Source organism: Floridaenema aerugineum BLCC-F46 (assembly GCF_041929345.1).
Taxonomy (GTDB): domain Bacteria; phylum Cyanobacteriota; class Cyanobacteriia; order Cyanobacteriales; family Aerosakkonemataceae; genus Floridanema; species Floridanema aerugineum.
In genome coordinates this window covers 1-21,224 of sequence record NZ_JBHFNQ010000225.1, presented here as the reverse complement: position 1 = coordinate 21,224, position 21,224 = coordinate 1, and the positions used below count along the sequence as shown (strand labels likewise).

The window sequence follows — 21,224 nt, the reverse complement described above, 5'->3', positions numbered from 1 at the left end:
CCCCCAACAACGTACCTAGAAAATTCTTTAAGTACCGATCAACAATGCTGCGGGAAAATGTTGCAATGCTTCACCAATATAGAGGGTGTTATCGCACTTCACATCCTGCAAAGTAATCGCATCTTTCCAAGCTGTTGGCATTCCTTCGGGTAATTCAATACTGGTATCTTCCCAAATATCTTTACCTAAAGGCAGTTCTCCCGGTTGAATTACTTTTGTTAATAACCTAGTTGCTAGGGTAATTGCTACTTTGTTTTGATGAATTCTAGCGAAGGCTATTATGCGATCGCTAAATTTACCCTTCACCATTAACGGTTTATAATCACCATCTTGGAAAAGTTCTAAATGTTCTTTTCTCGCTTGCAGCAATTGATAAGTCAAGAACATTTTAATTTTGCCATCTTCTTTAGTAGCAAACAAATCTTTAATTAGCTGCGGAATATCTGTCTTAATCTTCTGTTTTATTTCCTGCAAATAACCAATTCGCCTTTCATATTCCACTGGACGACGATTATCAGGATCGACCAAACTTAAATCCCACAATTCATTACCTTGATAAAGGTCTGGTACACCCGGAGAAGTGTTTTTCAAAAGGATTTGGGAGAGGGAATTGAAAATCCCATATTCAGCAATTTTTTGTTGGAAAGGACGCAGTTTTTCTAAAAAATCATTAGATTCTGGCGTTGATAAAAGCCGATCGACAAAATTGAGATATCCTTCTTCATAAGCGCTATCAGGTCTTAACCATGCCGTATAAACCTTCGCTTCTCTCACTGCTTTAATGACATAATCTTTCACCCTTTGCACAAACTGGGGAAACTCACTTTCATTGAATGGAAAAGCACCTATCAGCGTTTGATAAAGGAAATATTCGTCGTTTGTATCTGGTACAGGTTTGTCTTTAATTACAGTTTTTTTGGCGCGATTCATTTCACTCCAAGTCCAGATATTTTCTTCCCATTCTGATGCTAATTCCGGCAAAACGTTAATTCTGGCTCTGGTATCTTCACCGCGTTTGGTATCATGAGTTGCAGTAGCATTCATTGAATGTAACCAATGACTACTTCTTCTGAGATTAAACTCATGAAATTCGTCAGGAGTAACGCCAAAACTTCCGGGATTTCCTCCTACTTCATTGAGAGAAATTAGGCGATTATAATTATAGAAAAGTGTATCTTCTACACCTTTTGCCATCAAGGGGCCTGTTAATTGCTGAAACTTCATGACAAAGTGATGGCGATCGGCTTTTTGTTCCTCATTCAAATAGCTTTCGTCTTGGCGTAACAGCAACTTTTCTAAATAGCCAAGTTCCTTCACCAACAATGGTACACGACCTTTGGCTTTTTCAATTGTTTCTTTGATGTAAGTGATATCTTCTGGTCTTACATCTGGCGAAGAAGTGTAAGTCCGATACACTGGAAATAATGCCAATACCTCGGTTAATACTCTTTTCAAACCATTAGCAGTAAAGTCGCTTCCTTCCCTAGTTTGACCAGAAATATGCTTCAACTTTTGGGCTAAGTTATCTACATCACCCAACAAATTTTTCTCAATGATGAGATGCTTTTTCTCGGTTACTAAGTCATGATAGGGTGCATTTGATCCGGTGAAAGCAGAGTAAATATCTTGAAATTCTTGTTCGCGATCGCAACAGCAGAAAAGACCATTCACATAGTTAAGATAATCATAACCACTTGTTCCCTGAATCGGCCAATGATGCGGTAAATCTTCGCCAACTAATTCTAAAATCTTTTCCGCAGTGATGTAGGTATCTCCGACCTTTTCTCGCAGTTTCTCTAGGTAGTCATTAGGGTTATAAAGACCGTCAATGTGATCGATTCTTAAACCCGTAAATTTACCCTCTCTGACAAATCTCTCAATTAAAGAATGAGATCTGCCTAATACTTTCATTTCCTCGACTTTTACAGAAATCAACTCGTTGACTGTAAAAAATCTGCGATAATTGATTTCTTCAGCGCCAACTTTCCAGAAAGATAAACGATAAAATTGTTCGGAAAGGATGCTATCTAACAGATTAAAAGTTTCTGGTCTTCCCGGTTCCCCATTAAAGAATTGAATGTTATTGTCGAAGAATTCTTTAACCGATTCGTTTTGAGTGTAAAGTTCCCACAATAACCCTTTTACAAAGGCGAGTTGGTCGTATCTTTCTCTTCCCTTGAATTCCGCTGGCAGGTTTTTAATTAGATAAACTACGCCTAACAACTTAACAAAATCTGGATGTCTTCTGCCTAATTCTCTACCCAATTGTCCAAGGTTTTGAGTCAAAAAACGAGTGTATGATTCGATTCTTATTGGCAACTTTAAGCCAAAATAATCAATGCTTAATCCTGTTTCGTCGTAGTTTAATTTGATCTCACCATTTTCTAGGCATTCTCCATAATAAGTGCCGAGTAAAGGTGCGAGAATTCTGCCTTTAAAGCTTTCGTAAGCGTGATTCCATTCGATATCAAAAAAGTCAAAAAATTCTGAGTCAGCGCCATTTTCTAGCACATCCATCAGCCATTTATTTTGGCTATCATAAGCCATGTGGTTAGGTACAATATCTTGTAACCATCCCATATTATGACTTTGCAGATCGCTTAATAATAGCTCAAATTCTTCTGGTGTTCCTAACTCTGGATTTAAGTGTGTTGGATCGACTACATCATAACCGTGTGTGCTACCAGCCCTAGCTTTGAAAATGGGCGAAGCGTAGAGATCGGAAATGCCCAATTCTGCCAAATAATTGACTATTTTTTGGGCGGAAGCGAAGGGGAAACCGCTATGAAATTGAATGCGGTAAGTTGAGGTAGGAATTCTCATATTAATCTGGGTTTATGCTTGGTATAGTACGAAACTTTTGGCGGGCATTGTGAGTAATTCACCAGGGATTAGTTTGTCGGGCATGGTGGCACCTGGACCCATCCATTTAATATCAGCAGAATCGAGGAGTTTTTGCCAACTTCCGCTGGGTGTGTCAATATCGAAGGTGAGAGTGCGATCGCTAAAATTCATCACATAAAATACCTGATTCTCATCACTATAGCGCCGCATAAACAAAAGTTTCTCTTCTTCCCGACTAGATACTTCTAATTTCTTTTTATCTAGAACTTTCAAAGCTTCATTGATTCGGCGCAAGAAAATCAACTCTTGGTAAAACTCCCACAGAACTTTGTGTTTATCTTGATATTGTTGTTCCCAATTTAAAACACACTTGTTGAACGTTCCCTGATCTTGTGGATCTTGAAAGTCTTTCTCATGTCCTGATTGCAAAAACTCATCTTTTTTGGATTGTCGCACTGCTTCAATTAAATCATGATCTGAGTGGCTGATAAAATAGAAAAATGGTGCTTCTTCTCCATATTCTTCACCCATGAACAGTAAGGGAATAAAAGGCGAAAGTATTAGCGTTCCCGCCGTTAACTTTAACCCTTCAAATGAAGTGAGTTTTGTCATTCTCTCACCCAAAATTCGATTTCCCGTTTGGTCGTGATTTTGAGCACAAACAATAAACTTATAAGCAGGTTCTTCCGCCGAAGAATTTCCGTGACGGCGTTTTCTATCTGGTGAATATTGTCCCGAATAAACAAAGCCTTCGCGCAAGGATTTTTCTAAGTCTTTACACTTGCCGAAATCTTGATAATACCTCTGTCGTTCACCTGTAATTAAAGTATGCAGCGAATGATGGAAATCATCACACCATTGGGCATCAAGTCCATATCCACCCACCTCTTTAGGACGAATGATTCGCACATCATTAAAGTCGCTTTCTGCTGTGAGATAAAACTTCCTTCCTTTTTGTTGTGAAAGGGCATGAACTCTCTCAGCTAACTCTTCTAAAAAGTGTTTAGCGCTGAAATCGTAAATGCCCTGAATTGCATCTAATCTCAGGGCATCTACGTGAAAAGTATCTAACCAATATAAGGCATTTTCTAGGAAATATTCTCGCACCCCATCGCAATAAGCAAAGTCTAAATTGGGTGCATCTCCCCAATCACCGAGATACTTTTTTGTAAAATAAGGGCCGAAATTTGGTAGATAATTTCCCTCTGGGCCTAAGTGATTGTAAACTACATCTAAAATTACAGAGATTCCTTCTAAATGACAGGCATTAATGAGTTTTTTCAACCCATCTGGCCCACCATAAGTATTCTGAACTGCGTAGGGATACACGCCATCATAACCCCAGTTTCGATCGCCGGGAAACTGTGATACTGGCATGATTTCAATAGCATTAATTCCTAACTCTTTTAACCGAGTCAGTCGGGGAATAACTGCTTCAAAAGTTCCTTCTGGGGTAAAAGTGCCAATGTGTAATTCGTAAATTATGTAATCTTCTAAACGGATGCCTGTCCAATCGCGATCGGTCCAACTAAATGTACTATGATCGAATACTTCCGAAGCTTTATGTACACCTTCCGGTTGCAAGTAAGAAGCGGGATCGGGAAATTCTCTATTTCCCTCTAATTGATAAACATAACGGCTACCCGCCTCAATATCTTCTGCGGTAGCTTGCCAAAAACCATACTCCAATTGTTGCATTGGAAGCAATTGTTCATTAGGTGAAACAATTTTTACTGCTACTTCTTTGAGCAAGGGTGCCCAAACTGTAAATTGACAACGAGCATTTCCTAAGTAATTAGCGCCTACTTTTACCATTGGCTGCTTTTATCTCTCATTCGTTGTCATTAAAATACAATTAACTCAACTGTAAGGGAATCTGTCCCAGAGTTGATTTTATGGGTACGTTGTTGCGCTTTAGCGCTCTTATTACTACTCTCGTTAAGAGCGCTGAAGCGCAACAACGTACCTAATCTTAAGAGCGCTGAAGCGCAACAACGTACCTAATCTTAATTTTAAAAATTAGCCCTCAAACACTATTTAGTGCAAGAGGGACAAACAGCATTTATTTTTGACAGATTACAGCTTTTCCAGATAACTGAGGAGATCTGCCATATCTTGTGTTCCTGGTTGAAATTGTGGCATTGGTGGAGTTTTGCCACTGATCACCTGCTGGATTAAGCTAATTTGTGATTTATGCTTGGAGATACCTTGCAAGCTGGGGCCAACTCGACCATCTGCTTCTAAACCATGACATCCAGCACAGTTCATTTGAAAGATCGCATGACCCCTAACTGGATCTCCTGTCAGGGACATAACACTCTTAATATATGGATCGGACATTTGCCACTGATGAAAAATCACCATCCCTAAAAAGATTGCCAGCACTAGTGCGAGCACCCATAATGTGAGTTGTCCAATCAGGGCTTCTGGTTTAATCAATTGTTTATCCACATGGTTGCCTAGAAAAGTGAGAATTACAAACAATGTTTTTAATGATATACATAGCTTAAGATTTCTAGACAATTCAGGCAAGCCACCGGAATAGGCTAGAGGTCGCTTCCCGAAAGTGATTCAGCCCTATCCTCCCGGTTTTAGGTTAATTTTTGCTTCACATTTAGTTAATGCTAGTGGTCGCAGTCACTAGTAGGATAATTAATACAGGTAATAAACGTTAACATTCAAGGAGATCCGACGTGGTAGAACCCCTACTTTCAGGAATTGTGCTGGGCTTAGTACTCGTAACCCTCGCTGGGTTGTTTGTTGCTGCTTACTTGCAGTACAAGCGCGGTAATCAGTTGGGAATCTAAAAGCTGTTATATTATGTCCGGTTAAGTAGGTGCAAATAAATAAAGTGATAATAATTATCTTTGGATTGGGCAGGCAGGATGCCTACCCCACAAGAGTTACAGCTTTCTTGTGGGGTAGGCATCCTGCCTGACGAGAGTTTTCACTTTATTTACCTATACCTACTTAATCAGACTTACTATCCTTAACCCAAAACCTTGTAGAGTAGAGACGTTAAAAATTGTAGAGACGTTATATATAACGTCTCTACAATTTTTTAACGTCTCTACAATTTTGCTTTTGTCTGTTAACACAAAATTATTTAGTACCGCATCTAGCTAACGTTATGTTTTTGATTATGTTATAAATATCACTATCGAAAGAGCCTTTTTTCCGCCTCAAGTATCCATAATAGCAGATAAAAGATTAGATAATTTTCTGGAGGTTATTATGAGTGTTGAAGATCGTTTGAATGCAGTTGCTAAAAATATTGAGGGCAAAGTTCAAGAAGGAATGAGTGAAGTAACAGGTAATCCTCAAGATAAAGTAGAAGGTAGAGCTAAGCAAAGAGAAGCTGCTGCAATACACGCGAAAGAAGATTTGAAAGATCACGCAAAAAGAGTTATTGACAGAGCTTAAGTTCAATCTTTGATATTATGCCGGAATGTAATGTACAGGACTTACGCAATCATACTAAATATGGTGGGATGGTGCGTTACACGCTTAGTTAACGCACCCTACGAATAGAGGTTTTGCGTAAGTCCTAATGTAGAGACGTTATATATAACGTCTCTACATGATTGTAATCAACTGGACATGATATTACTGATTAAGAACTGGCAGATTTTTCTGTATTTGTTAAAGGGTCTTTGCTATTCTTTTGAGGTACAGGGGTTTTACTATTCAAACTGCGGAAGTAAAGCCCGCCGATCGAGAATAAGAATAGTACATAAGCGATCGCTTGTACTTGATAAAGTTTGTCGGTGTAACCGAAAAGAGTTCTTAAAATTAAACCGGGGAACTGTTGTTGGGGCAGAATTTTACTCAAATCCCAAACCATTGGGCCTAAAATACAAGAGGGATTTTTGGCAAATCTTTCATAGTAGAAACAAAAACCTTCTGATTGACGATTCATTTGGGAGAGAGTTCTCATTCCTTCGTTCAAATCTCCCAGTGCAGAAATTACTAAACCTGCGACAATTAGGAGTAATAAAACTCCCATAATTTGAAAGAAGCGGCGAATATTAATTTTGATTCCCCATTTAAATAATAGTACGCCAATTCCGGCGGCTACTGCTAATCCGCTAAGTGCGCCAATGGTGGGAATTAAACCTTGTTGAAATTTGCCGATAATAAAGAGAACGGTTTCAAAACCTTCGCGCAAAACGGCGATAAATATTAAGGTGAAAATCCCCCATCCTGCAGCTGTGTTTTTTTCGAGTGCGGCGTTGACTGCGCCTTCTACTTGGGATTTCATGGATTTTGCTTGCTGTGTCATCCAGATTAACATCCAGCTGAGCATGGCGATCGCACCCAGCCCAAAAGCCGCTTCTAAAAAAGGCTCAATTACAGCCCCTAATGGTGAATTAGAAGCACTTAATAATTGAAAGATCCAACCTATTAGTAACCCGACTAATCCACTGGCAATAATTCCTACAACAATTCCTAAATAAACCCAACGGTTAAGTTTAGTTTGTTTGGCTTTTTTCAACAAAGCCAAAACAATTCCCACTACTAAAGCGGCTTCTACTCCTTCTCTGAGGGTAATGACAAATGTTGGTAAAGCAGCACTAAAATCCATAATTTAATAATTGTTGTTGGTGATTCGTCATTTGTCATTTGTCATTTGCCATGTCCCTAACTTAATGACTAATGACTAATGACTAATGACCAATGACTAGTGACTATTAGCTAAAATCCCGCAACATTTTTTTGATTTCTAAGTTGTGTAATTCTTCTTGTCCAATCATTGTGCGGGCGAATTCTTCCAGATAAATACTGGCATTCTCTACTGTTTCCAGGAGTGACTTATACAAATTTAGCGCTCTTTTTTCGTGATTGAGGCTTTCCTCCAAAATGTCTTTTACTGTGTGTTTGTAAGTTTCTTCAATGGGGGCAATTTTCAAGGTAGGATGACCTTCTAAGCCAGTGAGAATTTCTCCTACTTGTTGGGAGTGAAGTAAAGATTCTGTGGCTTGGGCTTTGAAAAATTGCACGATCGGGATTCGATTTGGCCCTGTTACCATTAGAGAGTAGTGAGTATAGCGCACTACGCCTGCTAATTCAAATTCCATGATCGAGTTGAGTATGCCGATCGTTTTTTCTTGGTCTAGTTCTCTCATTAGTCGTCGCTGTAATTTACTAGTGGTCTAATAATAAGTAATTGATAACTGAGAAATTTTATTTATTATCTCCAATTATCTATTACTTATTACTAGTTAACCATTACTAGTTATTTTTTGGCTATTTTGTTCTATTGTTTTAACTAATTGCGAGACTTGGGCGGGTGTTAATACTGGTGCGGCTGGGGGAATAGCCGCAGGCCAAGCTTTGCTCAGTTGTGCCATACTAGTTTCGATCGCTTTATGTGCTTCGGGATTTTGCTTTGCCATTTGCGGCGCTATTCCTTGATACAGGGTATTAGCGTAGTTAACAAAACCGCGAGAGTCTTGATATTCAATAGCTGCGGAAATTTTACCATTTGCGATCGCTGCCCCATACTCCGAATTAGCCGCATCGAGCAACCCATTAATTACTTTTAACACAAATTGCGGCGAATTTCTTTGGTTTTCCGGTATTCCTTGAATTGCACTATCTACCGCTTGCATAGAATTAGTAAATTCCGTGGCAATTTTAGTATCTTTCGGTTTAGATTTTACTAAGTCTTGCAAAGTAACTAAAGTAGTTTTGAACTCTTTCACATTTCTTTCATTTAGCTGCTCTTCAACATCCACATAAATTTCTTCTACCGGATGTCCAATATGCGGTTCAGCTTGCTTTGGTTGTTGTTGATCTAATAGTTCTTTTGCTACCAAAAGATGCCCTTTCATTAACCCCAATTTAGTCATGTAATCCACATCTTTGGCTTCACCAGTGAGGACAACATCCTCTATTGTCACCATGTCTTTAATTTTATCGAATTCTGGTTGGGTAATTACCTGTTTGGTGACTAATTCTTCAGGATTTGCATAAGGGCGACTGGCTTGAATTTTGTTAGATAATCCCGGAATTCCTAACTTGGCTTCTAACTTATCTAATTCTGACAAAATTGCATTATTAATGTTAATTTTTGGCTTGTTACTGCCATGACCATTATGATTTGTAGTTGCGGTTGTAGCAGTATTAGTCGCAACTTTTGTTGTTGAGTTATTTTCTTTACTCTCAGTGGTACTACAGGCAGAGATAGCAATTAAACTGACAAGAGAAACAGCAACGGACAAGGAACGTAAAACTTTCATGACTTTATTTAGATACGGTTGGCAATAGTCTGTTGTGAACACTTCAGTGTTCATTTCGATTTAGGAATGTACGACTAAAGTCGCTACAACAAACCTAAGTTTCAAGGACGTTAAATAAACCCATGCAGCCATTTTCTGCGAGGGTATCTTGATGGGGGTGGAACATATATTTACCTGGATAAGGATAGGTAAATTCCAAAATGTGACGTTCTGCAACTCCCATTGTGATTACGTCGGTTGTTTCGCTTGGTTTGCGAGACATTCCGGTGCGATAAACGTCGAAAAAATTGGCGTGGATATGAAAGGTTGCGGCGGCTTCATATTCGATCATGTTGAGAACGTACAGCCGAATTAATTGATCTTTATAGATAGGAATTGGGTAGCGCATATAGTAATGTGGCAACCCATTAAAGGCGTAAAGTTCATTGCGACGATCGTCATTAATGTCATAGCCTCCCATCACCATTACCATTTCATCAGCGGGCGATCGACCTCCTGGCGGATCGACAATAAATAAACCGTAAAGTCCCTTGGCAATGTGACGAGTTACTGGCTCAATATGGCAATGATAAAGATGTAAACCGTAAGGTTTAGCATCAAATTCATAAATTGTTGCTCTGCCATTGAGAATAGGTTTTACACCATCGCTTTCGGCGCGATGAGTGCCGTGAAAATGCAAGGAGTGGGAATGTCCTCCTTGGTTGAAGAATAGTACACGCACGCGATCGCCTTCTTGAGCACGTAAAGTTGGCCCCGGTACTCGCCCATTGCAATTCCAAGTGTTGAAAGAGATAGCTTTGTTTAGCTGGACAACGGAACTTTTAGCTGTAATGCGAAATTCCCGAATTGTTCGCCCATTTTCCCGTTTTACGGTGCCGTAATCGAAATCTCGCAGCATTACCATTGGGCTAACGCCGTTGCCAAAGTCAGGTGTGTCGCTGGGTATTGGTGGGACTAACACCTTTCCCTTCGATCTCGCTATGGAAGTTTGCAGTGCCAGGGCTGCACCTGTGATTCCCACTCCGCCCAGTAGCCCTAGTTTTAGGAGTTGTCGGCGGTTCCAAGGTTTTCCTTTCTCTGGCAAAAAGCGATCGCTCATTCTCTATGTCAAAAGTTCCCCGGTAATTATTGCAAATAATTAGCAAAGAGTTCAACAATTTAGTTTTTCTCAATGATTGCTGCAATATTCTTTGCCGTGAGATTTGATACTCAAACGTTAGTTAACGTTTCCAGCCATGCCAAGGGCTAACTTCTAAGATACCTCTACTGGTAAACACGACTTTATATTTAGCAATTGCTTTCTTGGCAGCAGCTTTTACCTGATTTTTAGTTCCGTCAGTAAGAGAAGTTTGGAGTAACTTTGGTAAGGGAGTTTCTGGCAAGTAACTTTCGGCAGCGGCAATGAGTGGTTTATAACTTGCGATCGCACCATCTGTAGTTACCGTTATTTGATAAGCTAAATCCTGCTTTAGCGATCGACCACCTTGCCAAAGTTGAGCAATGCGATCGTAGACTTTTTGATTCAATTCCTTAATTTGAACAGGATCGGTAATTTCCTCTGTTACTATTTCCTGAGTTACAGGTGTCAAGGAAATAGCTGCAACAGCACTTTCCTGATTATTATTAGCAGCAGGCACAATAGCTATTGTTTGATTATGCGGATTTTCTTCTATATTAGTTACGCTATCAGATTTGAATGGAGTACCAGCAAACTTTTCACTTTGACTGACTCGCCAATAAGCAAAGGGAAAGCTAATACCAAACAAAAATAAAACGCCTGCTAGTGCCAAAACGTATTTGTGTAATTCTTGAGAATTGGAGAATTTACTTTCCATTCGTGATGTCCTCCCTAACTAAAATTTTTTGGTTAATTTTCTGGCATTAATGGTAAGTATGGGAATAAAGGATGCCAAGTCATCACCGTTGCTGCTACAAAAAAGATAAACATCCAGAAAAACATTGTCCTGGGTTTAATGTTTTTTTTGCGCCAAATTAGATGAAGAAATAACCAACTACCCAACCAGCCAATTAACAAGATAGTTTGTTTTCCTGTATAGCTGTCAATTGCGCCGTACATTTTATCATTGCTATGGCTTCCTGGCATCCAACTACCAATCTGACAAAGCATTCGATCGAATGATTCTGATGTCTCAACCAAATGATGAAATATCATCATTAAAAAAGAACCAAAACCAGCACTAATTAAAGCGGCGGCAGCAGGCCCAGAAACTTTTGGTGGGTTTGGCGAACCCTCAGCTAAAACCTTGGGAAAACTTTTCAACCCATCCCAAACTCGGCTGTATATGGGTTTATTTGCTTGTTCATTACCTCGATTTAACGATCGATCGCTCACTCTTCACCCTCACAACTTGTTTACTTTAGAGATTTCTCGTTTCCCGGCTTTTTTTCCTTTATTAATTATGGATTTACTTATAAACCGTGAACTTTAGACAACGCTAATCCGGTTACTAATCCACCTATATTGAAGAACATTATTGCCATTAAAGCAATACAAGTTCCTGCTAAAACTTGACTGTTTTGTTTTTCTAAAATAGCGTCACCATAACCGAACAAAATCCAGGTGCAAGCCGTTCCTAATGGCAAGGTAAATAGTACACTAAATATGTGATATTGCATGAATATGTAGTGAGCTAAAGGTGTATTTTCTTCAAACCAAGCACGAGAACCACCGTATTCTGCGCCAGCAACATATCGCATATAAGCCAAATTACCAGAAGCGATAGATAAGAATGTAATTAAAGTTGTCCAAAATGTGAGAGTACGCATTTGGGGCAGAACTTTTACCGAACCTCTGAGTAAAGGAAAAGCTAAATGTCCAGCATAAACCGCGACAATGCTCGACAATATAGCAGCTAAACTGTGAATTGTACCTATGCTTCGCTTCCAAGGATTCGGGTGCAATAAGTTAATTAATGGTAAAAATAGAAATAGTGCTGCTGACATAAAACTGAGTCCATAAACGCAGACTTTAGCAATATCTAATCGTTTCGGATATGTTGATATAACTGGCTCGTTAGGCGGTTTTTCCACTAGAATTTGTCCTTAATTATGGTGGTCACTTCAGAGTAATTAATAGGCACTCTAATTACCAAATTAGCAAATCATCCTTGAGATAGAGTTACCGTCAATACCAAATAATGAAAATGTTGATGGTGATTCGCTAATTGGTTTACTTGTTAAACGAGAAAAATTGTTAGTCATGCGAAAAATGATTTTTAGCTAAACATAAAATTAGCTAAAAATCAAGGAATAAACTCTTAAATTTGTCCGCGCAAAGCCAAGAATTTTCCTGAACTAATAGTCAACAATAAGGAATTACTTGGGTTACTCCTTACACTACTATTACTTCCGTGTCTTCTTTATAATTAATGCAATTTATTTGCAATAAACAAATGATATAGCTCTAAAATTCTCCGTCAATAGCCTGTTTATATTTTTTAATATGTTGACAAATTTCTTAACAAATTTTCAGCCAAGCTTGTATTTAACTAAGCTTGGCTTCAAACCAAAGAAGAATTAATCAGAACTGATGCAGAACATCCAAATGTAGGGGTAATTCATGAATTACCCCTACATTTAGATGTTCTGTGTAACTCCTGTTAATGTTGATGACGAGTAAGTTCTTGCAGAGTTGGGGCGATCGTTTTCGGCGCATCTGCGAGTAAACAATAGGGGCGACTGTAGCAGAGAGGCGCTTCTAAAGAATGTTGAATTAAAAATTCTGAATTACTCATTACTTGTTCAGTTTTGCCATCAAAAACTACTTCGCCTTGACTTAAAACTACTGTCCGATCGCAAATTTCCAACGCCAAATCTAAGTCATGAGTTGCGATTAATTGAGTGATGGATAAACCTTGTAATAAAGTAATTAATTCGCGGCGAGAACGGGGATCTAATTGGGCGGAAGGTTCATCTAATACTAATACTTGGGGATTCATTGCTAGCACTCCGGCGATCGCAATTCGTTTCTTTTCCCCACCTGATAAATTTTCAGTATTTCGCTTGCCATAATATTCTAAATCCATGCTGACTGCTGCCATTGCTGTGAGGACTCTTTCGGTTAATTCGCGATCGCGTAAACCTTGATTCATTGGCCCAAAAGCCACATCTTCCCAAACTGTCGGCATGAATAATTGATTGTCGGGATTTTGAAATACTAACCCGACAAAATTTCGTACTTCTCTTAAGTTTTCCGTATTAACTACCCATTCCCCAATTTTTACCTGTCCTTCTTGGGGCAAAATAATCCCATTTAAGTGTAATTGTAAGGTAGATTTTCCCGATCCATTAGCGCCAATTAAAGCAACCTTCTCACTAGCTTTAATATTTAAGTTAATGTTTTTCAGTGCTTGCGTGCCGTCAGGATAACTGTAGCTGAGGTTTTCAATGAAAATGGGATTATGGTGCATTTGGAGAATTGTAAAACTAAGACTAAATGATATAAATTGCTTGTCCTAATAATGCCAAAATTAGGGTTAAAGTTAAAGCTACAATATCACGTTTCCCTCCAGCAGGTAAATCATACACGGGTGGTACTCCTTGATATCCGCGTGCTAACATTGCTTGATAAACGCGATCGCCTCTTTCATAAGTGCGAATAAATAAAGCCCCAATCATATTACCAATTACTTGCCTTTGCCAACCACTATTTCCCGTCAAATTCCGGGAAGCAGCTGCCCGACGCATCGCGTTAAATTCTCCAATTAACACGCTAATATAACGATACATTGAAGCCAAAATTGCCACCAATAACGGCGGCATTTTTAAAGCAATTAACCCATTTAATAAAGCCGGAACCGAAGTAGTTAAAGTTAACAGATTTAACATTAATAAAGATAGCAAAGCTTTAATCGTGACGCTACCCAATACAGTCAAACCTTCTGTGGTAATTTTTATAAATCCCCAAGACCACACAACTTCGCCACCACTACGAAACAAAGTGCCAAAAAGAATTACTGCAACAAAGGCAAACTCCACAGCTATTCGCTTAAATAGCACTGGCAAAGTCACCTTACTTAGTAATACTAAACCAAGTACACTCAGACCATAAACTAACCAAGTCCACCAGCGACCATTGGGGGTTAAAGCAGTAGCAAATACTAAAAGGATAGTGCAGAGTAAGCGAGTTTTTGGGGCTAAAGAATGCCAAAAACTTAACTGTTTGCTATCAATATCTAGTTGAAAGGCGTTAACGTGAAGTAACATCGTTAATTAAAGATTTCGGATTTGTGAGTTTTAACGAATTGAAGCTTTTATTTTGGCAAAAAATCCCAAATCCAAAATCTAACCATTGGCAAGGGAATTTTCTGAGGAATTAGGAGAATTAGGGGTTATTGCGATCGCTAATTTCCTCAGTATTAGAACGGCGAATTACTAATTTACCAATGCCCCAAGCCAAACCAAAAGTTGCTAAAGTACCGATTAAACCTGCTAACGGAGTAGCTATTCCTTCCGGTACACCTCGCAAGGCATATTCATCGAAAATTCCATAAAAAGGTAATTTTCTAGCAGGGGCATCTTCAATTGCTTTATCCTCAAATTTTAAATCTTGAGAGACTCGATCCAAGCCATCAGGATCGGAACTAGCAAAAGGGGAAAGGAAAACACCAATTAACAGTGCTATACCTAAACCACCAATGATTAAAGCCCGGTTACGTTCTTGGGAATTATTAGTAGTCATAGTGCATTTATTAACGAGATGTTAGAGAACGAGACGCGGAAAATTTCCGAGGAGGATGGTAAATTAAATCTGGTCTAGTTCGCCAAATAAAACTTACTGCTGCTAATGTAATTAATGCTTCTCCAATGCCAATCAAAATGTGCCAAGAAGCCATTGCAGTTAAAGCAATTCCTAACGGTACAGTCCCAGATAATGCTAATTGAAAAGCGGTTAAAATTGCGGCGACAAATACGCTTAACCAACTAGCAACTACAACACCAATGGCTACTCCTGTCCAAGTATCTCGACCTATGGCATAACGAATTGTGCGATATACATAATAACCGCCAAAAGTGCCGATTAAGCCCATATTAGTAATGTTTGCTCCTAATACTGTCAATCCTCCATCTTGAAAGATTGCCGCTTGCACAATAAACACTACTACCATTACTAAAGAGCCTGCCCAAGGGCCTAATAAAACACCTGCAAGTGTGCCTCCTAACAAGTGCCCAGAAGTGCCTCCGGGAATCGGAAAATTAATCATTTGGGCGGCAAAAATGAAGGCGGCGCAAACTCCCATTAGTGGTACTGCTTTTTCTTGATATTCTGCTTGCACTCGATTTAAGCACAAGGCAATTAGAGCGATCGCTAATACCCAACAAACTAGACTAACAGGCCAACTTAAAAACCCGTCTGGGATATGTAAGGCTAACTGTGGTTGGACTACCCAATGTAGCCAGCTGGAAAATGAAAAATCAAATGACACGAATGAATCCATACTCAATAGCAAATATTGTCACCCTGATTTTAAGGTGTAACCTATTTATAAAAGCTTTTTTTCACAAAAAATTCAATCCTATGGGGGGGTATGTTGATTAAATGTAGGCTTCATCACTAATAAACTCTGTGGTAAATCTTCCCTAAGAAAGATGTTAAATTTCGCTAAAACCTTATTCCATATTTTAGAGGAAACACGAGTCATTCTTAAGGAAATCTTAAGTCCAAGCCCGGAAGAAAGTATTATTTTCCCAAGCCGCTGCGGTTCGTTGTTCAATTCCTGCCATAGCAGTTGCACTTAACATTTGAAATGCTTGTGCTACTTTCACATTGGATTCTAATTGTTCCACATTTTCAGCAGCAATTACAGCACAATTTACCCCTGTTTGCGAAAGTGTATAGCCAAAAGCTTGGTGCATTCCCTCTAAAACACCAGGCTTAAATAAATTGCCATAAGCCGGAACTTTCATCGCAATAACTCCCACGTTTTTTTGTTGTGCTATTGGTAAAACAGAGGGAATAAATGGGCGGGGATGATGTTTATCTGCGGCGTTAACTGGAATTAGAGTAGTGTCAAAATTATATCTTCGCAATCCTTCAACAATTATTGCTGGTTCATGGTGTCCGGTAATGCCAACAAACCTAACTAATTTTTGTTGTTTGGCTTCTTCAAAAGCTTCCAGCGCACCATTTTTACCGAAGATTTTGTCTAGTTGTTCGCTAAAAGCAACCGAGTGAATTTGCCACAAATCGAGGTAATCTGTTCGTAAACGTTTTAGGCTACGTTCTAGTTCTCGCCATGCGCCATCACGATCGAACTTTCCAGTCTTACTAGCTAAGAAAATTTGCTGACGATATGTTGGTAATACTTTACCTAAATAATCTTCACTCGGCCCATAACTAGCAGCTGTATCAAAGTAGCGAATTCCTAACTCTAACGCTTGCTGAATAATTGCGATCGCAGAAGCTTCCGAATTTTCCTTAGATAAAGGCGTTTGTCCTGCACCACCTAAACCTAAAATAGGAACCTGCACACCAGTTTTTCCTAATAACCGTTCTGGCATTTTTGGCTTTCCAGTTTGCTTAGTTGTTAATGCTGGTGTGAGGTTTCCTTTCAAAGCAGCACTCCCGACAATTCCACTGGCTATGGCTATGCTAGTGGCTAAAAAAGTACGTCGCGTTTTTCTTCTAGTCATAACGATCGCGTTTTAGTTCGCTATCCTAACTAGGTTATAACTTAACATAGCCATTTTCTTGTTAGGTGCAAAACTTCGCTATCTAAGTAACAAAATTCACCTATTTTACTTTGGCAATAATCCAAATTGCGTGGATGATTCCGGGAATATAACCCAGGAATGTTAAGAGGATATTTATCCAAAAATGTTTGCCCAAACCAACTTGCAAGAATACTCCTAAAGGCGGTAAAAAAATAGCGGCAATGATGCGGATGATATCCATAAGTATTTCCTTTGTTTTGTTACTAAATTTCTATCTCTATCTTAGCGGGATTATTGGGCTGCATCTTCTTCCGAATTACACAATTTAAAACAAAGGAGTAGAGACTATACAACTTCAGAGTTAACTCATGGCGATCGTACACTTTTTTCTCAAAGTCTAGAGGTTGGCTTTAGGAATAACCAACTGACGAAAAAGAAGGAAGCTGTAAATAACTGGGTAATGTCGATCGCTGACAAATAGCCATCTGCTAGGGAGGCTATAGTGCGATCGCAAATTCCAAACAACCAAGAAGAAATCCCAATCAACCAAATCCCACGCTTTAAACGACCTAAAAATCTCCCAATCTCCGATTTTTGCTCTTTATTCATGACTTATCCGCCTTTTCTGGAAATATCTCCTGCTGGGACAGGAATGCTTACTTTTACTCAACTCGATGCCTATCCCTAAAATACCTTCAATATTAAGAAGTGTTTTAATTACTTGACATAATTCTAAAGATATACATTAAAGATTGTAACGAAAATAACGTTTACTGTCCAAAAACAAATAATCTGCCTTTGGACATAGCTTGTGCTACTCGTAAAATGAGCCTTTAGTCAGAAAAGTCTTAGCTTTTAGCACGTCATTTTATTTGGTGTAAAATCCCAGCATTCTTTCCGGTTCTGCTGCTGCGCCACTTTCTAACCAAGAAATTGCTTGTTCTTCTGATTTAGCAGGATCAACCCAGACAATTTTTCGGAGTTCTTCCACTTGTTCAGCTGCTTGATGAAAAAGTTTTCTGACTTCTTTGTCAAGGGAAACTATAATTTTATCTGTCACCAGTGCTGCTTCAATCAACCGTAAATCTTTAACCATTTCTTCGCGTTGGTTGTCGAACTCCGTACAAGCTTCAACTCCTGTCCATAATTGAGCATTTATTTCAATACGAGAAATCCTTTCCAATTGATTTTTTCGTTGCATATTAAGATACCATTTGCGAGAAAAATTTGATTGATGTTTACGCCATTCTTTTCGGATATCTGGTGTCATCACAACTCGATGAGAGTTATCTAAAACAGCAATCAGAAAATCACGGCAGTGTTTTGATGTACCCGCATCCTTTTCACCAGCAGCACCCGCAACACAGGCATCAATTACTAGGCGTTTAGAAACTTTTTTTGCCATTTCTTATCATCTTAATTATTCATCAACCGAGCCTCTGCCGCATCCAAATAACGACTTTCTAATTTCAAAGAAACATCGCTAAAATCTTCGGGCCAATCTCCAAAAGCTCCCGTTGCATCTAAATCAGTACTACTAACTTCTGTAACCCCATCTTCTCGTCGTTTAAACCAATGAAGTTTTACCAACTCTGGCGATAGTTTACCCTCAGCAACTAAAGATTGAACTGCTAATAAAAGCAATTCGCTGTGAGTTTCTAAAACTACTCTTACACCTCGATTCGCTGCATAAGTTAATATTTCCGCTAACGCAACTTGAGCGCGAGGATGCAAGTGAATTTCTGGTTGTTCTAGGTAAACTAATTGTCCCGGTTCTGCTACAAGTAAAGCAACTAAAACAGGCAAAGTTTGTGATACACCTAAACCAACATCAGCAATACTAACCATATCACTTGCTTCACTACTACGAGGCAAACGACTTACACGCAATTCAATCTGTACATCGTTCAGCTGTTTAGCATCAACTTTCCAAGTTAATCCTAGTTTTTCTAAATTTGCTTCTAATTTTATAAGTCGATCGTCTTCTGTATTTTGCCAATGACTGATTACGCTGGCAACGTAATTCTCAAAAGTACCAGGAAACTCCTGACCAACAGCTGTAGTATTGTAAGTTCGTTCGGGATTTCCTCTCAACCCTGGAACGTGGATTAAACGGCGAATTTGTTGTTGAAAATCACTAGAGAGTGTAGAAGAAAACAATAGCCCGTCACCTTGTTTAAGTTCGAGAAAACCACGTACTCTACTCACGTTCCATTCCAGTGAAGGCAAATATTGGTCTGGCAGCCAATGTGGAATGATTTTGAGCAATTCCTGATGATTCATTTCGGGTGAAATAGTAATTTCATCATCAGCTATGTGATCAACTATGTGATAGGTTGAGCGAACGACTTGAATACCTTGTTTTGGCTGCTTAGTAAATGTGCTAATTAAGAAATTATTACCGACATAATTATTGATGTCAATTTTAATAGTAAAACTGTCAGAGCGATCTTTTTCAGAAAAGTGAGACAAAAGTTGGTCTGCTGAAGTAAATTTAACATTTGGGCCATTGAGTAGCAGAGCGCCTGGATCATAGCTGGCTTCCAGTGTTTGTTTGAGTAGCAATAATGGCTGCATAATACTGGATTTACCTGAACTATTGGCACCTGCAATAATTGTTAGGGGACACACTTCAATGCTGCACTCTTCGTAAAGCGACTTATAGCCACGTACTGAAATGCCATCAATTCCCCGTCCAGAAACTATAAAACCATTTTTTGAGGAATTTGATTCGCTCATAATGTTGTGTTTGTGTTTGGGCTGCTAAATATCATAATATGATCTAAACCTAATTCATTGATTGAATAGCTGAATGGCGATCGCAATTGATTTTGGTACTAGCAACACTGTAATGACTCGCTGGAACCCTGTCACCCAGCAACCAGAAACTTTGAATTTACCGGGAATTTCTGTCACTTTGGCACAAAATCCGCCCTTAATTCCCAGTTTGCTTTATGTTGAAGATGCTTACGCTGGTAATGTTGTAGTTGGACAGGCGGTGCGCGATCGGGGTTTGGATGTTAAAACCGACCCTCGCTTTTTCCGCAGTTTTAAACGGGGAATTGGTGCAGATATTCAAGGTTTTCTCCCTGAATTAGATGGGCAAATTGTTACTTTTGAAAAAGTCGGACAATGGTTTCTCACAAATATAATTGAAAAGTTACAAGAAACTTCGCCCGATGTCGGACAATCTTTAATATTAACTGTTCCTGTTGATAGCTTTGAAGCTTATCGCAATTGGTTAGGTGAAGTCTGTAAAACTTTGCCAGTCGAACAAGTGCGGATTCTGGATGAACCAACAGCAGCAGCTTTAGGTTACGGAATGAAGGATCAACAAATTATTTTAGTTGTTGATTTTGGTGGGGGAACGCTGGATCTTTCCCTAGTACGTTTGGATAGTATCGCCGCTAAAAAACCTGTAGGTTTTATTTTGAAATGGGGGCAAAAATCCCTAGCAGAAAATTCGGGTCAAAAGGTAAAAACTGCCCGTGTCATCGCTAAAGCTGGACAAAATTTAGGCGGTACAGATATTGATAATTGGTTAGTCGATCACTTTGTTAAAACCCAGGGAATAGAAGCGACACCGTTAACAACTCGTTTAGCAGAAAAGTTGAAAATTGAACTTTCTTTGCAAAGACAGGCGAGTGAGGTTTACTTTGATGATGAAACCTTTGAAAGTTACGAATTAGCCTTAGATCGGGATGCTTTTGAAACCATCCTCAAAGAACAGCAATTTTTTGCCAGATTGGATGATTCCATGACGCAAGTTTTGCAGCAAGCAAGGCGACAAGGGATCGAAGTTGCTGATATTGATTCCGTGTTGTTAGTCGGTGGAACAGTGCAAATTCCCGCAGTGCAAACGTGGGTACAGCAATATTTTGATGTAACAAAGATTCGTTGTGAAAAGCCTTTTGAAGCGATCGCCCAAGGTGCCTTACAACTCACTCAAGGTATTGAGTTAAAAGACTTTCTTTATCACAGTTACGGCATTCGTTATTGGGATCGCAAACTGAATCGCCATAATTGGCATTCTCTGATTAAAGAAGGGCAACCTTATCCAATGAGCGAACCTGTAGAATTATTGTTGGGCGCTTCGGTGGAAAATCAACCCAGCATTGAGTTAATTATTGGTGAATTAGGCACACAAACTGGGGCTACGGAAGTTTACTTTGATGGCGATCGCTTAGTTACTCGAAATCTCGCTAGCAAAGAAACACAAGTAAAACCTTTAAACGATCGCCAAGGTGCCCGAACGATCGCCCAACTAACACCGCCTGGATTTCCGGGAAGCGATCGGATTAAACTACTTTTTCAAGTTGATGGCGATCGTTTTCTCAGAATTACCGTCGAAGATTTATTTACTAATCAAACCTTATTAGAAAATCAGCCAGTAGTTCAACTGAGTTAATCATCCAGAGGTACGTTGTTGGGGGGGGGGGGAGAAAAAATAACACACACCCCACA

The 21,224-nt window shown here is 39.2% G+C and carries 22 protein-coding genes; 3 read left to right on the top strand and 19 right to left on the bottom strand.

Going from position 1 to position 21,224, the window contains the following annotated elements; all coding sequences use genetic code 11:
* Positions 1–27 precede the first annotated feature (27 nt).
* The 3 genes from treY to ACE1CC_RS31770 form a co-directional block, all read right to left on the bottom strand.
* Positions 28–2,823, bottom strand: coding sequence for a malto-oligosyltrehalose synthase (gene treY / locus ACE1CC_RS31780; RefSeq protein WP_413274439.1), 2,796 nt, complete (start codon positions 2,821–2,823; stop codon positions 28–30).
* A gap of 12 nt (positions 2,824–2,835) precedes the next feature.
* Positions 2,836–4,659, bottom strand: a complete 1,824-nt coding sequence (gene treZ, locus ACE1CC_RS31775) for a malto-oligosyltrehalose trehalohydrolase (RefSeq protein ID WP_413274438.1) — start codon at positions 4,657–4,659, stop codon at positions 2,836–2,838.
* A 261-nt stretch (positions 4,660–4,920) separates the two neighbouring features.
* Positions 4,921–5,241 carry a c-type cytochrome gene (locus ACE1CC_RS31770; protein WP_459563943.1) on the bottom strand — a complete coding sequence of 107 codons (321 nt, stop codon included), beginning with the start codon at positions 5,239–5,241 and terminating at the stop codon, positions 4,921–4,923.
* A 296-nt stretch (positions 5,242–5,537) separates the two neighbouring features.
* Between ACE1CC_RS31770 and petG the strand changes: the two genes are divergently transcribed.
* The gene (gene petG, locus ACE1CC_RS31765) at positions 5,538–5,651 is read left to right on the top strand and encodes a cytochrome b6-f complex subunit V (RefSeq protein WP_073592562.1); all 114 of its coding nucleotides are present in this window, start codon (positions 5,538–5,540) and stop codon (positions 5,649–5,651) included.
* Positions 5,652–6,078: 427 nt separating this feature from the next.
* Positions 6,079–6,267: a CsbD family protein gene (locus ACE1CC_RS31760; protein WP_413274436.1), complete on the top strand. Its 189-nt coding sequence runs from the start codon at positions 6,079–6,081 to the stop codon at positions 6,265–6,267.
* A gap of 190 nt (positions 6,268–6,457) precedes the next feature.
* On the opposite strand, the gene ACE1CC_RS31755 is transcribed toward ACE1CC_RS31760, so the two are convergent.
* The 16 genes from ACE1CC_RS31755 to ACE1CC_RS31680 form a co-directional block, all read right to left on the bottom strand.
* On the bottom strand, positions 6,458–7,429 hold the full coding sequence (locus tag ACE1CC_RS31755) for an FTR1 family iron permease (protein WP_413274435.1): 972 nt from the start codon (positions 7,427–7,429) through the stop codon (positions 6,458–6,460).
* Between the two features lie 106 nt (positions 7,430–7,535).
* Positions 7,536–7,970, bottom strand: a complete 435-nt coding sequence (locus ACE1CC_RS31750; RefSeq protein ID WP_413266927.1) for a ferritin-like domain-containing protein — start codon at positions 7,968–7,970, stop codon at positions 7,536–7,538.
* 96 nt (positions 7,971–8,066) lie between these two features.
* Positions 8,067–9,140 (bottom strand): helix-hairpin-helix domain-containing protein, encoded by a 1,074-nt coding sequence (locus ACE1CC_RS31745; protein ID WP_413274434.1) that lies wholly within the window; start codon positions 9,138–9,140, stop codon positions 8,067–8,069.
* A 40-nt stretch (positions 9,141–9,180) separates the two neighbouring features.
* The gene (locus ACE1CC_RS31740) at positions 9,181–10,185 is read right to left on the bottom strand and encodes a multicopper oxidase domain-containing protein (RefSeq protein ID WP_413274433.1); all 1,005 of its coding nucleotides are present in this window, start codon (positions 10,183–10,185) and stop codon (positions 9,181–9,183) included.
* Positions 10,186–10,306: 121 nt separating this feature from the next.
* Positions 10,307–10,921, bottom strand: a complete 615-nt coding sequence (locus ACE1CC_RS31735) for a hypothetical protein (RefSeq protein WP_413274432.1) — start codon at positions 10,919–10,921, stop codon at positions 10,307–10,309.
* A 32-nt stretch (positions 10,922–10,953) separates the two neighbouring features.
* Positions 10,954–11,439, bottom strand: coding sequence for a hypothetical protein (locus tag ACE1CC_RS31730; protein WP_413274431.1), 486 nt, complete (start codon positions 11,437–11,439; stop codon positions 10,954–10,956).
* A gap of 77 nt (positions 11,440–11,516) precedes the next feature.
* Positions 11,517–12,137, bottom strand: coding sequence for a hypothetical protein (locus ACE1CC_RS31725; RefSeq protein ID WP_413274430.1), 621 nt, complete (start codon positions 12,135–12,137; stop codon positions 11,517–11,519).
* Positions 12,138–12,706: 569 nt separating this feature from the next.
* The gene (locus ACE1CC_RS31720) at positions 12,707–13,516 is read right to left on the bottom strand and encodes an energy-coupling factor ABC transporter ATP-binding protein (protein ID WP_413274429.1); all 810 of its coding nucleotides are present in this window, start codon (positions 13,514–13,516) and stop codon (positions 12,707–12,709) included.
* 22 nt (positions 13,517–13,538) lie between these two features.
* Entirely contained in the window at positions 13,539–14,312 is a 774-nt protein-coding gene (gene cbiQ, locus ACE1CC_RS31715) for a cobalt ECF transporter T component CbiQ (protein WP_413274428.1), read from the bottom strand.
* Positions 14,313–14,430: 118 nt separating this feature from the next.
* Positions 14,431–14,787: a PDGLE domain-containing protein gene (locus tag ACE1CC_RS31710; protein WP_413274427.1), complete on the bottom strand. Its 357-nt coding sequence runs from the start codon at positions 14,785–14,787 to the stop codon at positions 14,431–14,433.
* Positions 14,788–14,797: 10 nt separating this feature from the next.
* On the bottom strand, positions 14,798–15,532 hold the full coding sequence (locus ACE1CC_RS31705; protein WP_413274426.1) for an energy-coupling factor ABC transporter permease: 735 nt from the start codon (positions 15,530–15,532) through the stop codon (positions 14,798–14,800).
* A gap of 229 nt (positions 15,533–15,761) precedes the next feature.
* Positions 15,762–16,739 carry an aldo/keto reductase gene (locus ACE1CC_RS31700; RefSeq protein ID WP_413274425.1) on the bottom strand — a complete coding sequence of 326 codons (978 nt, stop codon included), beginning with the start codon at positions 16,737–16,739 and terminating at the stop codon, positions 15,762–15,764.
* A gap of 100 nt (positions 16,740–16,839) precedes the next feature.
* A complete protein-coding gene (locus ACE1CC_RS31695; protein ID WP_413274424.1) occupies positions 16,840–17,001 on the bottom strand; it encodes a YqaE/Pmp3 family membrane protein in 162 nt (53 codons plus the stop codon).
* 149 nt (positions 17,002–17,150) lie between these two features.
* On the bottom strand, positions 17,151–17,369 hold the full coding sequence (locus ACE1CC_RS31690) for a hypothetical protein (RefSeq protein ID WP_413274423.1): 219 nt from the start codon (positions 17,367–17,369) through the stop codon (positions 17,151–17,153).
* 259 nt (positions 17,370–17,628) lie between these two features.
* On the bottom strand, positions 17,629–18,165 hold the full coding sequence (locus ACE1CC_RS31685) for a hypothetical protein (RefSeq protein ID WP_413274422.1): 537 nt from the start codon (positions 18,163–18,165) through the stop codon (positions 17,629–17,631).
* Between the two features lie 11 nt (positions 18,166–18,176).
* A complete protein-coding gene (locus ACE1CC_RS31680; protein ID WP_413274421.1) occupies positions 18,177–19,499 on the bottom strand; it encodes an AAA family ATPase in 1,323 nt (440 codons plus the stop codon).
* 73 nt (positions 19,500–19,572) lie between these two features.
* On the opposite strand from ACE1CC_RS31680, the gene ACE1CC_RS31675 reads away from it, so the two are divergent.
* Positions 19,573–21,168: an Hsp70 family protein gene (locus ACE1CC_RS31675; RefSeq protein ID WP_413274420.1), complete on the top strand. Its 1,596-nt coding sequence runs from the start codon at positions 19,573–19,575 to the stop codon at positions 21,166–21,168.
* Positions 21,169–21,224 lie beyond the last annotated feature (56 nt).